Annotated in this window: 2 protein-coding genes (1 of these 2 running past the window's edge); both read right to left on the reverse strand. The window is 69.1% G+C overall.

What is annotated here, in order from left to right; translation table 11 throughout:
* On the reverse strand, positions 1–13,644 hold the full coding sequence (locus AC1PK7_RS14060) for an amino acid adenylation domain-containing protein (protein WP_481098534.1): 13,644 nt from the start codon (positions 13,642–13,644) through the stop codon (positions 1–3).
* Positions 13,641–14,872: the end of a non-ribosomal peptide synthase/polyketide synthase gene (locus tag AC1PK7_RS14065; protein ID WP_481098535.1), read on the reverse strand. The gene runs 14,560 nt beyond the window's last position; only the last 1,232 of its 15,792 coding nucleotides appear in the window; the start codon falls outside the window, past its right edge — the gene reads right to left on this strand; it ends in the stop codon at positions 13,641–13,643. The genes AC1PK7_RS14060 and AC1PK7_RS14065 overlap by 4 nt, the downstream gene beginning before the upstream one ends.

The raw sequence follows: 14,872 nt of genomic DNA on the forward strand, positions 1-14,872 counted from the left end.
TCACGTCGACTGCGCCGGCGCGAATGCCTGCGAGCAGACCAGCAGGCGCTCGGCCAGTTCGTGCACGTGCGATGCCGACAGCATCGACAGATGGCCGCCTGCGACCTCGCGCAGTTCCACGTCCGCCGATATGCAGCGGCCGTAGTGGCGGCGCAATGCCTGCTCGCCGATCCCGACGATCTGCCCCTCGCGTGCGAGCAATGCCGTGACCGGCCCGTGGTACATCCCCTGCGGCTGGTAAGTGCGATAGAACGACAGTTGCGTGCGGAACAATGCCGCAGCAGCCTCCAGCGCGTCCCGGTCGACGTCGCGGTCAACGGCTTGTGCATCACCGCACTCCCTGGCCGCCCCGGCATCGGTCGCCAGTGCCTGCGCATGGCTGCGTGGCGATGGCCCCTGCACCCCCTCCGTCGACGCCGATGCCTGCAGTGGATCCACAGCGTCGAACCGCGCCCGCTGCTCGGACGGCAGATGGATGCCGCTGTCGACCAACAGCAGGTGCACCGGCTCCCCGCTGCGTTCCAACACGCACGCCATCTCGAACGCCACCGCACCGCCGAACGAGTGGCCTGCCAGCAGATACGGGCCATTTGGCGCGAGCGCACGCAGCGCCTGCAGATGATGGGCAACGGTCTGCGCCATCGTCGACGGGATCGCCGCGTCCTCCTGCACGGGATCCAGCACGCGCAACGCCAGCCGCCCGCGCAATGCACCCGCAAGACCCTGGTACGACGCGGCGGTCATGCCCGCTGCCGGAATCCAGTACACGGTGGGCGTGTCCGAACCGACATGCAGCTGCGAATGCGCCATTGCCGTATCGGCGGGCCGTACCGCACCGTCGTCGATGTAGCGCGCCAGTTCGGACAAGGACGGATACTGGAACAGGTCGCGTACATTCAGCGACACCGCGAAGCGCGCCGCCACACGCGCGACCAACCGGATGGCGAGGATGGAATGCCCGCCGAGATCGAAGAAGCCTGCGCCGGCGCTGATGGCCGTGGCGTCCAACTCCAGCAATTCGGCCCACAGGCCGCACAGGGCGATCTCGGTCGGTGTCGCCGGCGCGATGTACTCGGCACCGGCGAAGGCCTCCGGCGGCGGCAGTGCCGCCCGATCCAGCTTGCCGCTGGGCGAGATCGGCAGCGCCTGCAACACCACGAACGCCGACGGCACCATGTAGTCGGGCAGGCGTTGCCTGAGCGCACTGCGCAAGGCGGTGGACAGCGCGCCTGGATCCATCAGGTCCGCCTCCTGTGCCGGAACCACGTAGGCGACCAACCGCTTGTCGCCGCCATCGGCTGCAGCGCGCAAGACCACCACGGCTCGGGAAACGGGTGTTTCGGCCGAGAGCGCCGCCTCGATCTCGCCCAGTTCGATCCGGAAGCCGCGCAACTTGACCTGCTCGTCGGTGCGGCCGAGGAATTCCAGTTCACCGTTGGCCAGCCATCGCACCAGGTCTCCCGTCCGATACAGGCGCTGCGGGTGCGGCCCCGCACCAGCCTCCACGACGAAGCGCTGCGCGGTCAGGTCGGGCGCGTGCAGATAGCCACGGGCCAATCCGACGCCACCGAGGCGCAACTCGCCGACCACGCCGGTAGGGGCCAGGCAACCGTGCGCGTTCGTCACGTAGGCGGAGCAATTGGGCAGTGGCAGTCCCAATGTCACCGGCACGCCGGCCGTCACCTCGCCGCTGGTCGCAACCACCGTGTTCTCGGAGGGGCCATAGGCGTTGATCACCCTGCACTTGCGCGCCCATCGCCAGGCCAGGGCGTCGTCGCATGCCTCACCGCCGACCGTCAGCACCCGCAAGGCGTAGTCGCGCTCGCTGTCCACGTGCGCCAGCATCGCCGGCGGTATCAAGGCATGGGTGATCTGCGCAGCGACCAGATAGTCCGAAAGTGCATCGGCGGAAAGGCGTACTTCCTGGGGACAGACCCATAGCGCCGCGCCGTGCGCCAATGCCAGCAGCCAGTCCCAGGTGGAGGCATCGAAGTTGAGCGAGGAGAACTGCAGCACGCGGCAATCGGGCGTGATTGCGAAGCGTTGCTGCTGCGCCATGGCGAGATTGGCCAGGCCGCGGTGTTCCAGCATCACGCCCTTCGGTTCGCCTGTGGACCCGGAGGTATAGATCACGTAGGCCAACGACGCCTCGCTCAGCCCCGCCGCGTCCGGCGCCGGATCCGTGTCCGGCTGTCCGGCCAGCAACATCGAGCGGAACTCCGGATCGAGCGGCAACACGGCGACCTCGCCCAGCATCGGCATGGATTCCAGGACCGCGCTCTGGGTCAGCACCAGGTCGACCGCCGAGTCTTGCAGCATCCTGCGCAGCCGTGCCTCCGGGTAGCTCGGATCCAGCGGAAGATAGGCGCCCCCGGCCTTGAGGATGCCCATCAGGCCGACGATCATGTCCAGCGACCGCTCCATGCACAAGCCGACCAGCCGATCCGCGCGCACGCCGCGCTCTCGCAACAGGTGCGCCACCCTGTTGGCTTCGGCATTGAGTTGCGCATAGCTGAGCTGCTCGCCTTCGTAGACCAGCGCCACGGCATCGGGCGTTCGCTGCGCCCACGCTTCGAACAGCCGGTGCGCCAGCACTTCGTGCAGCGACACTGCGCTGGGGGCCTGCATCCGCTGCGCAGCCACCTCGGCCGACACGATCGGCAAGGCGTGCACCGGCGCTTCCGGGTCATGCACCGCACCGGCCAGCAACAGCTCGAAACTGTCGGCCATGCGCGCGATCGTGGCATGGTCGAACAGGTGCGTGGCGTAGACCCAGCGCAGATGCAAGCCGGCGTCGGATTCGGTCATGTGCACTTCGATGTCGTACCGCGCCAGCTGCGTCCCGGCCTGCAGGCGCTCGATGTCCAGGCCCGGCAGCACCAGCTCCTGCTGTTCGTGGTTGTGGAACGTGAAACTGATCTGGTACAGCGGCGTATGGCTGAGGGTACGTTCGGGACGCAATGCCTCGACCAGCATCTCGAACGGCAGGTCCTGGTTGGCGAAAGCGTCCAGCGCCCTGGTGCGGCTACGGCGCAGCATCTCGACGAAACTCGGATCGCCGGACAGATCCGATCGCAACACGAGCGTATTGACGAAGAATCCGATCAGCGGCTCCAACTGCCGCTGGGTGCGCCCGGCCACCGGACTGCCGATGACGACATCGGTTTCGTTGCTCCAGCGCCCGATCACCACCGCCAGCGCGGCATGCAAGGCCATGAACAGACTGGCTTCGTGCTGCAGCGCCAGCCGCTTGAGCGGCTGCACGATCGCTGCGCCGACCTGCCGCGGAAGCACGCCGCCGTCGAAACGCTGCCGCGCCGGCCGCGGCCGGTCCAGCGGCAAGGCGTGGACAGCTGGCAGATCGGCCAGTGCGTGCTGCCAGTAGCGCAGTTGGGCCTGCAGCACGGGCGCCTGTGCTTCGGCGCGTTGCCAGCACGCGTAGTCGGCATACTGCAGCGACAGCACAGGCAGCTCGGGGGCCACGCCGTCGCGGAATGCGCGGTACAGCTGCGCGAATTCCTTGCCCAGCACATTCATCGACCAGCCATCGGACGCAATGTGGTGGGTCGCGAACAGCAATGCGTGTTCGTCCGCATCCAGCGCCACCACCGTGCAACGCAGCATCAGATCGGCCGACAGGTCGAAGGCCCGGCTCGCATCGGCACGCGCGAGCGCATCCAGCCGCTCCCGGCGCGCCGTTACCGGCAGTTCGACGAGATCGTGCACCTCGATGATCGGCGAGCGCGGCGGCTGCACCACTTGCGCCGCCACGCCCTGCTCGGTGGCGAACGTGGTGCGCAACACTTCGTGTCGCGCGACCAGCGTATCCAGCGCGTATTGCAGCGCGGCCATGTCCAATCCGCCGCGCAGCAGGACGCCGAAACGCATGTTGTACTGCGCGCTACCGCCTTCCAGCTGGTCGATGAACCAAAGCCGCTGCTGCGAAAACGACAGCGGCAGCATGCGATCGCGCGGCACCGGCACCACGTGCATCTGCCGGCCAACCTGGGCAGCGTCCAGGTGACGGGCGAACTCCACGATGGTGGGCCGCTCGAACAGCGCGCGGATCGGAACCTCGCGCCCGAAGGCCTCGGCGACGTGGCTGACCACCTGCGTCGCCAGCAGCGAATGGCCACCGATCTCGAAGAAGTTGGCGGTGGCGCTGATGGTCTCCTGCTTCAGTACCCGTTGCCAGATCGCGGCCACGCGACGCTGGGTGTCGCCCTCGGGCGCGACGTGCTGTTGCTCTGCTAGATAGTCCGGAGCGGGCAAGCGCGCTCTGTCCACCTTGCCGTTGCGGTTCAGCGGCAGCGCTTCGATGAAGACGAAGGCCGCGGGCACCATGTAGTCCGGCAGGCCCGCACGTAGATGACTGCGCAGCATCGCCGCATCCAGGCCGGCCGCGCGTACCACATAGGCCACGAGCCGCGCTTGGCCGCCCTCCTCGCGCACCACCACCGCCGCTTCGGCCACTGCATCGTGCTGACGCAGACGCGAGGCGATCTCGCCAGGCTCGATGCGGAAGCCGCGGACCTTGACCTGGTCGTCGGCGCGGCCGAGGAACTGCAACTGGCCATCGGCCCGCCACCGCACCAGATCCCCGGTGCGGTACAGCCGCATCGCCTGCCCCGGCAGCGTCACGAACCGCTCCGCGGTCAGCCCAGGCGCTCCCAGATAGCCACGCGCTAGCCCCGCCCCGCCCAGGTACAGTTCCCCGCTCACCCCGATCGGCTGCTGCTGGCCCGCCGCATTGAGCACCCGCAGCGCCACGTTCGGCAGCGCCCGGCCCAGCGTCATCGCCTCGCCATCCACCACCTGCGCATGCGTGGCCGCCACCGTCGCCTCGGTCGGGCCATACGAGTTCACCACCCGGCACCGCCGCGACCAAGCCCACGCCAGCGCGTCGTCGCAGCGCTCGCCGGCCACGATCAGCAGTTCCAGCGCATAGTCGCGCGCCAGCGGCAGCTGCTGCAGCAACGCCGGCGGGATCGCCGCATGCGTGATCCGCGACGCCGTCAGCCGCTCCGCCAGCAGGTCCACCGAGCGGCGCTCGTCCTCGTGACACAGGTGCAGGCTCGCACCGCTGGCCAAGGCCATCAGCCATTCGAACACCGCCCCGTCGAACGAAGCCGACGCGAAGCCCAGCACCCGGCTGTGCGCCGTCAGCCCCAGCGCCTGCTGTTGGTATGCGGCCAGGTTGATCAGGCCGCGATGTTCCAGCAGCACGCCCTTGGGCGTACCGGTCGAGCCGGAGGTGAAGATCGCATAGGCCAGCCGATCCGGCGTCACCCCCACCTCCGCCACCGGCAGATCGCTGTCCGGCTGGCCGGACAGCAGCAGCGCTCGCAGCGGCGCATCCAGCGGCAGCACGGTGTACTCGGCCAGGAACGGCAGCGCTTCCAGCACCGCCTGCTGCGACAGCACGTGCGCCACGCCCGCCTCGCCCAGCATCGCCTGCAGCCGCTCGTGCGGATAGGTCGGATCCAGCGGCAGGTAGCCGGCACCGGCCTTGAGGATGCCCAGTACGCCGATCGCCAGGTCCAGCGAGCGCTCCACGCACAGGCCCACCAGCTGATCCGGGCCCACGCCCTGCGCGCGCAGGTAGTGCGCCACCCGGTTGGCCGCCGCGTTGAGCGTGCCGTAGTCCAGGTGGTCTTCGCCGAAGGCCACCGCCAGCGCCTCGGGCCGGGCCCGCGCATGGGCTTCCACCAGTTCGTGCGCGCACAGCGCCGGCAGCGGTGCCGGCCGCGGCGCCGACCACTGCGCCAGCGTCCGCGCCTCGTCCTCGGGCAGCAGCGGCAGCGACAGCACCGGCACCTGCGGGTCGCGCGCCACCGCCGACAGCAGCACCAGAAAGCTGTCGGCCAGGCGCTCGATGGTGCTGGCGTCGAACAGACTGGAGGCGTAGGTCCAACGGAAATGCAAGCCGTCCGGACTCTCGGTGACATTCAGATGCACGTCGACGTCGATGCTGGGCTCCATGGCACCGAACGCCCGGGCCTCGACGCCGGGCAGCGCGAGCGTCGATTGCGCGTGGTTCTGCAGCGCGATCACCAGCTGGTAAAGCGGCGCATGGCTGGGATGGCGCTCGGGTTGCAAGGTCTCGACCAGGGCGTCGAAGGACGTCTGCTGATGCGCGAACGCCTCCACGACCGTCTCGCGGCTGCGCTCCAGCAGCGTGTCGAAACTCGGCGCATCGGACAGGTCGGTGCGCAACACCAGGCTGTTGACGAAGAAGCCGATCAACGGTTCCACCTCGCTGCGCACACGCCCGGCGATGGGCGTCCCCACCACCACATCGGCGTCCCCGCTCCAGCGGCTCACCAGGACCGCGAAGGCGGCATGCAGCAGCATGAAGAGCGTCGCATGCTGTGCCTGGGCGATGCTCAGCAACTGGGCCTGTACGTCGCCGGCGAGGTGTCGCGTGACCCTGGCGGCACGGTAGTCCTGTCGCATCGGGCGCGCGCGGTCCAGCGGCAACGCGTGGACCAGCGGTATCCCGTCGAGTTGCTGCCTCCAGTAGCGCAGGTCGCGCTCGGCCGCCTCGATCTGCTGCGGCGATGCCTGCCAGGCCGCGTAATCGGCGTACTGGATGGGCAGTGCCGGCAACGCTGCGCTCCGGTGTTCCACGGCGGCTGCGTACAGCGCACTGAACTCCCGGACCAGGATGCCTTTGGACCATCCATCCGAGGCGATGTGATGGGTGGTGAAGAGCAGTACGTGGTCATCGTCGCCCAAGGCCAGCAAGGTACAACGCAGCATCAGGTCCGCGGACAGATCGAATGGCGCGCGGGCTTCTTCACGACACAGCCGGCGGACGGCAGCGTCCTGCGCGTGCCGGTCGAGGGCGGACAGGTCGACCTGGGCAATGCCGACCTGCGGCGCGTCGAGCACCCATTGCAGTACCTGGCCATCGCGCTCGCGATACACGGTGCGCAGGATCTCGTGGCGTTGCACGAGGCCATTGAGCGCCACGCCCAGGGCGGTGACGTCGAGGTGGCCCGACAGCCGCAGCACCGTGGGCAGGTTGTAGTGCGCACCGCCGTCCTCGAGCCGGTCGACGAACCATAGCCGCCGCTGCGCCGCAGACAGCGGCACCCCGCCATCGCGCGAGACCGCCGCAATCGCCGCATGGTCCGCATCGGCGAGCCCATCGACATGCCGCGCCAGTTCGGCAAGCGTCGGCAGTTGGAACACGGCGCGGACCGGAACGGCCTTGCCGGTCCGGGCGGCGATGGCGCTGGCCATGCGTGTGGCGAGCAGGGAGTGGCCGCCGATGGCAAAGAAGTCATCGTCCCCGCCGATCGGCGATGTCCCCAACAGCTCGGACCAGATCGCCGCGACCAGCGCCTCGGTCGCGGTGGACGGCGGCACGTGCGCCGCCGCATCGCGTTCGGGTTCGGGAAGCGCACGGCGATCGACCTTGCCGTTGGCCGTCAGCGGAAACTGCGGCATGCATACGTAGGCAAGCGGCTGCATGTACTCCGGCAACCATGCGCGCAACTCGGCTCGCAGCGTGGCGACCAACTCCGGATCGGTGTCATCGACCGGCACCACGTAGGCCACCAGGCGCGCGTCGTCCCCGCTTCCCCTGCACTGCACCACCGCATCCTTCACCCTGCCGCTGCGCAACAGGCGCGATTCGATCTCGCCGAGCTCGATCCTGAAACCGCGGACCTTCACCTGATGATCCAACCGGCCCAGGCATTCGACGCGCCCATCCGGCAAGACCCGGGCAAGATCGCCGGTGCGGTAGAGCACGGCACCGAAAGCGGCGCCACAGCGGTGACCGACGAATTTCTCGGCCGTCAGCTGCGGACGCGCCAGGTAGCCCAGCGCCAGGTTGGCGCCCGCCACACAGAGCTCGCCCGGGACGCCCGCCGGCAGCGGACGCAGGTGATCGTCCAGCACCAGCAACGCGCTGTTGTCGATCGGACGTCCGATCGGGACCGGATCGGCCTGCACGCTGCGTTCGACGATGTGGTAACTGACGTCGGACATGGTCTCGGTGGAACCGTACAGGTTGCACAGCACCACGCACGGCAGTGTCGCGTGGATCCGCGCTGCGGTCTGCGGCTTCAGCGGCTCGCCGCTGACGAACCAGTGACGCAGGCCCGCCAGCCACTGCGCGGCATCGGGCAACTCGACCAGCGCCAGCGCCAGCGACGGCGCGGTGACGATACGGGTCACGCCCTGTGCGTGCAGCAAGCGGGCGAAGTCGCGCAGGTCGGCCACGGTCTCTGCGTCGACGATCAGCACCGGGCAACCGGCGGCCAGCGGCACCGCCAGCTCCCACGCGGCGCGAACGAATGCCGTGCTGGTGATCAGGCAGCTGACTTCGTCGGGCGCGAAGGGGAACTGCCGATGCATCCACGCAACGCGGTTGCACAACGCCCGGTGGCTGCCGAGCACGCCCTTGGGAAGCCCGGTGGAACCGGAGGTATAGAGCAGGTGGACCGCATCGGCATGGCCGACGTCGGAGGCCGGCCGTGGCAGCGGCTCCGCGTCCACGATGGCGTCCACGCACATGGCTGGCACGGCTGCCGTCAGCCGTGGCGCCAGCGCCGTGGTCGTCAATACCAGACGCGCCTTGCCGTCGGCCAGCATGTAGTCGATACGCGCTGCCGGCAGTTCCGTGGCGATCGGCAGATGGACCGCGCCGGCATGCATGCTCGCCAGGACGGCCACCACGTAATCGATCCCGCGGTCGGCGAAGATGCCGACGATGTCGCCCTTGCCCACGCCAGCGGCAGCGAGACCGGCGGCCAGCCTCCTGACCCTGGCATCCAGTTCGGCGCGGCCGAGCACCTGCTGCCCATGCCGCAGCGCGACGGCCGCCGGATCGGACGCGGCCAGCGCCGCGATCCGCTGGTGCACGCAATCGGCGTCCAGCGCGACGGGGACGGGCGCGCAGGCGTCCAGCGCCAGCCGTTGCGCCGTCTCGTCCAGCAATGCGAAGTCGGCGATCGGCGCGTCAGGAGCGGCGATCGCCTGCAGCAGCAGGTGGCGGAACGCGTCCCCGAACCGGACCAGGCTTGCCTGCGCGAACAGCGAGCGACGGCCGGACCACTTGAACAGCAGGCGCTCGCCCACGCAACGCACGTACAGGGTCAGGTCGGCCTTGGCCAACGAGTCGGATGCCTGCCCGCCGAGCGCACTGGCGTCCAGCCCGTCGGGCGCGGCTGCCGCCTCCTGTGCCGGCTCGAAGACATTGAGCAAGACCTGCACCAGCGGGTTGTGGCTGAGACTGCGCACCGGTTTCAGCTCGTCGACCAGCAACTCGAACGGAATGTCCTGGTTGGCGTAGGCCTCCACGGCGGCAGTGCGACACTGAGCCAACAATGCATCGAAGCGCAGGTCCGCTTCCAGTTCGGTCCGCAGGACCAGCGTGTTGACGAAGAAGCCGATCAGCCCTTCCAGATCCGGATGTACCCGCCCTGCCACCGGAATGCCGACCACCACATCGCGTTCTCGACTCAGGCGCCCCATCCACAGCGCGAACACCGCGTGCATCAACACGAACAGGGTGATGCCGCGCTCCTGGCAGAATGCGCGCACGCGCGCCAGGTCGGGCGCATCCAGGGCTTGCTGACAGGCGACGCCCGCAAAATCCTGTTGCGCCGGCCGTGGGAAATCCAGCGGCAAGGCATGCAGTGCCGGCAGATCGGCCAGACGCCTGCGCCAGTAGTCCAGCTGCGGCTGCAGGATGCCGCCATGCAGCCGTTGGCGCTGCCAGGCGGCGTAATCGGCGTATTGCACGGGCAATGCCTCGAGCGACGGCACCTCCCCCTTGGCGAACGCGGTGTAGAAGGCCAGCAGTTCGCGGGCCAGGATGCCGTTGGACCAGCCGTCCGAGGCGATGTGGTGCAGGGTCAGCAACAGCACCGCCTGCCGATCCTGCAAGCGGATCAAGGTGCAGCGCAGCACCGGTCCATTGGCCAGGTCGAACGGCCGCCTGGCCTCCTCGCGCTTGAGCGCCTGTACGCGCGCGTCGTGCTCCTCGACGGCGACGCGCCGCAGATCCTGCATGGCGATCGGCAATCGCGACGGCGCAGCGACCACCTGCATGGGCACGCCATCGCGCGCGCGATAGTGGGTACGCAGCACTTCATGGCGCTCGACCAGCGCGTCCAGGGCCTGCTGCAGGGCGTCCACGTCGAGCGCTCCATCCAGGCGCATCGCACTGGGCATGTTGAACTGCGGGCTGCCGCCCTCGAGCAGATCGACGAACCACAGACTCTGTTGGGCAAAGGACAGCGGCAACGGCGCGCTGCGGTCGGCCGTGCCGATCCGGTACGCGGCGGCGACCGGTAGCGCATCCACCGCTGCGGCCAGTTCGCGCAGGGTGGCGTGTTCGAACACGGCGCGAACCGGCAGCGTCCTGCCGAAACGGCGGCCGATTTCGCCCACCAGGCGCGTGGCGAGCAACGAATGCCCGCCACTGGCGAAGAAATGATCGTCGCGCCCGATCTGCTCGCGCTTGAGCAATTGCGCCCACAGGCCCGCCAGCCGCAGTTCGGTCGGTGTCTGCGGCGCGTCGCCGGCCGGACCAGCCTCGACCTGCGGCAACGGCAAGGCGCGCTTGTCCACCTTGCCGTTGCCGGTCAACGGCAACGCCTCAAGCACCACCAGGCTGGCCGGCACCATGTACGTCGGCAAGACGGTCGCCAGCCGGGCGAGGACGTCGCGGAGATCCAGCGATGCCGCTGCCGCTTCCAGGTAGCCCACCAGGCGTGCCTGCTCGGCATCGCCGACCACACGGACCGCGGCACGCCGTACACCGGCGCAGGCGGCCAGTTGCAGCTCGATTTCGGCCGGCTCGATGCGGAAACCACGCAACTTGATCTGCTCGTCGACGCGGCCCAGGAACTCCAGTTGGCCGTCGCCGCGCCAGCGCACGCGGTCGCCGCTGCGGTAGACGCGCTGCCCGGGCCGGAATGGATCGGCGACAAACCGCTCGGCGGTAAGCGCTGCCTGTCCCAGATAGCCGCGCGCGACGCCTGCGCCACCGATGTAGAGTTCGCCCGGCACGCCGACCGGCGTGGGATGCAGCGCCGGGTCCAGCACGTACAACTGGGTGTTGTGCATGGGCCGGCCGATCGGCATGCCGTCGGTCGTGTCAGGCAGCGGGAAGTCGACCGCATGCAGGCTGCAGCCCACGACCGTTTCGGTCGGGCCGTAGTGGTTGTACAGACGGGCAGCGGGAAAACGCGCGTGCACGTCCTGCGCCAGCGCCATCGGCAGCACCTCACCACCGATCACGAACACATGCCGCTGCGGAAGGACGATCGTGCCCAGCAGGGCCAGCACGCCATGCAGATGCGAGGGAGTCAGCCGCAACAGGCTGTCCGGGGATGCCGGCTCCGCCAGGCGCGCCGCCAGCGCGGCGAGGTCGTCCTCTGCCACCAGTTCCACGGTACCGCCGACCAGCAACGGCACGAACAATCCCGGCAAGGTCAGGTCAAACGCTGGTGATGTCGCCACCAGGGAACCGCGCAGGCCGGCATCGTAGTAGCTTTCGCGTGCGAAGGCGCAGTAATCGTCGAGATTGCGGTGTGCGACCTCCACGCCTTTCGGCGCACCGGTGGAGCCGGAGGTATACAGCACATAGGCGCTGTCGTCGGCGCCAACCGCGACCGGCGGAGCCTGGTCGGGGTAGTCGGCGAACCATGCGTGGCCATCGGCCAGGTCGTCGACCAGGATGGTATCCACGCCGGCCAGCAGCAACGGATGGGCGCCATCGTGCAGGACCAGGCCCACGGCAGCGGCGTCGACGATGCCGCGCAAACGCTGCAGGCCCTGGCCGGGATCCAGCGGCACGTAGGCGGCGCCAGCCTTCATCACCGCAAGCAGGGCCACCGGCAGGCCGAGCGAACGGCCCATGTGCACGCCGACACGATCGCCAGGTCCGATCCCCTGCTCGATCAACGCATGCGCGAGCCGGTTCGACTGTTGCACGAGGGCTGCGTAGGTGAGCGTGTCGCCTGCGCAGCGGACCGCCACCGCACCGGCATTGGCAAGCGCACAGGCCGCAACCCCGGCCAGCACGCTGCCCTGGCGCCACTTGGCGCTGTCGGCACCGCGTCCCAGGGCGATGGCGGCCTGCGCGCCCGCCTCGTCCAACAGGCCGAGACGCGAGAGTGGCATCTCCGGGTTGGCGCACATGCGCTGCAGCAGCCGTGCATACGCCTGCGCCAGGCGGTCGATGCTTTCGGCATCGAACAGTTCCTGCTTGAAGCTCCAGGCAAGATAGAGACCGTCCTCGCGCTCGGTCGCGGTCAGGTCCAGGTCGAAGTGCACGCGTTCGCCCCCCTGCCCGACCGGCTGCAAGGCGAGGCCGGGGATTTCCAGCAGATGCTCCTCGTGGTTCTGCAGCACGAACTTGATCTGGCACAACGGGTTGTAGGCCAGGCTGCGCTCGGGGCGCAGCATTTCGACCAGCAGGTCGAACGGCACGTCCTGATGACTGAACGCGCCAAGCGCCACATCGCGGCCGTGCGCGAGCAGTGTCTGCGCACTCATCGCCGCGTCCAGCGCGAAACGACACGCCAGGGTATTGTTGAAGCAGCCGATGAGCCGAGCCGTCTCCGGCGCTGCGCGTCCGGCGGTGGGAGTGGCGATCAGCACGTCGGGCTCGCCGCTCCAACGCGCCAACAGGTAGGCCAGGGCCGACTGCAGGGCCATGAACAGCGTCGCACCCTCGCCCGCAGCGAGGGTCTTGATCGCCTCCAGCTGCGGCCGGGCCAAGCGCTGGGTGTGGCGCGCCGCAGCGAAACGCTGGCGGGCGGGCCGTGGCCGGTCCAGCGGCAGCGCATGCACCTGCGGGGCGTCCTGCAGCCGCTGCCGCCAGTAATCCAGCGCGGCATCCAGGCGCCCGTCTGCACGCGCGGCATGCTGGGCGACGGCGACATCGCCATATTGCACGGGCAACGGCGCCCACTGCGGCGCGGCGCCACGCCGGAACGCCAGATAGCCATCCAGGAACTCGCGGACCAGCACGGCCATGGACCAACCGTCGGCGGCGATATGATGCACCGTGAACAACACCACGTGCTCGGCCTCGCCCAGCCTGAGCAGCGTGCAGCGCAGCGGCGGATCGCGCTCCAGATCGAAGGGCGTGGCCGCTTCCGCGACGGCCAGCTGCTGGACCTGCTGCTCGCGTCGCGCCTGCGGCTGGGCGGACAGATCGTGCACCGCGAGCGCAACGCCACGCGGTGCCTGCACGACCTGCACGGGCTCCTGCCCACGCAGCACGTAGGTGGTGCGCAACACTTCGTGGCGGGCGACGATGGCATCCAGCGTCGCCTGCAACGCCTGCACATCCAGCTCACCGGTGGCGCGGAACGCTGCGGGCAGGTTGTATTCGGCGCTGCCGCCACCCAGTTGATCGAGGAACCACAGCCGCCGCTGCGAGAACGAGAGCGGGTAGTCGCTGGCGCCTGCGTTCCTGCGAATGCCCGGCGTCTGCGGCGCGGCTGCCGGCTGCGCCAGGTAATCCAGGATTTCCGCCTTGTGCCGCGTGAGCTGTTCGCGCAGCGCGGCCGTCAGCCCACCCTCGGCGCCGCCCACCAGCAAGCGACCATCCTTGGCGGCGAGACGGATGCCCGCCTCGCTGCATGCCTGCAGCACGTCTAGAAACGTCATAGCTCGATCAACTCCTCAGGGTTGCTGTTGCTTACATCCAAGGCAAGGGCATCGTGCAATCGGCGGCGCTGCAGGCACGCATCCACGTGGGCGGCGAGTGCGCGCACGCTGGTCCGTTCGAATACGTCTCGAATCGAGATGTCCAGATCGAACAGGCTGCGCACCTCGCCGATCATGCGGACCGCCAGCAGCGAGTGGCCGCCCAGCGTGAAGAAGCTGGCTGTCACGTCCACTGCATCGCGCTTCAGCAAGGTCTGCCACAACTCGGCGATCACGCGCTCGGTCGGCGTCGCCGCGTCCGTGCCGCCTTGCGCTGCCTGCGGCTCCGGCAACGCCGCCCGGTCCAGCTTGCCGTTGGCGTTCAGCGGCAAACGCGCCATCACCACGAAGGCGGCGGGCAGCATGTAGCTGGGCAGCGCGTCGGCGAGCGCCGCGCGCAGACGGTCTGCGACGGCAGCATGACCTGCCGGGTCGCCTGCGTCCTGCATGGCCAGGTAGGCGACCAGCACACTGTCCTCGGCGTCGCCGCGAACGACCACGACGGCATCGTCCACGCCCGCCTGGCGGCGCAACTGGGCCTCGATCTCGCCCAGCTCGATGCGCAGCCCGCGCAGCTTCACCTGATGGTCGAGCCGCCCGAGGAATTCCAGGCTCCCGTCGGGCAGCCAGCGGGCGAGATCGCCGGTACGGTACAACCGCGCCCCTGGCAACCCGTCGACGCAGTCGGCGATGAAGCGCTCGCGGGTCAGCTCCGGCTTGTTGCAGTAGCCGCGCGCCAGGCCGACGCCGCCGATGCACAGCTCGCCGGGCACACCCAGCACCTGTAGCGCACCCGACGCATCGAGCACGTGCAACCGCAGGTTCTGGATCGGGCGGCCGATGGGCACGGTGGCACCTGTGTCCCCCGGCCTGCACTCCCATGCCGAGACGTCGATCGCGGCTTCCGTGGGACCGTAGAGGTTGTGCAGGCGCGCCTGGGTTCCCGTGGCGAAGAAGCGCTGGGCCAGCTCGACGCTCAGTGCTTCACCGCTGCACAGCACCTGGCGCACGCTGCGGCAACTGCCCCAGTCCTCCATCGCCAACAGCACCGACAGCATCGATGGCACGAAATGCAGGGTGGTGATCCCGTGGCGCCGGATGGCGTCGCAGACCGCCGCCGGATCCTGGTGCGCGCCAGGCGCCAGGATGGACAGGCGAGCGCCCGCCAGCAGCGGCCACAGGAACTCCC

The organism is Xanthomonas sp. NCPPB 3174, assembly GCF_056725205.1.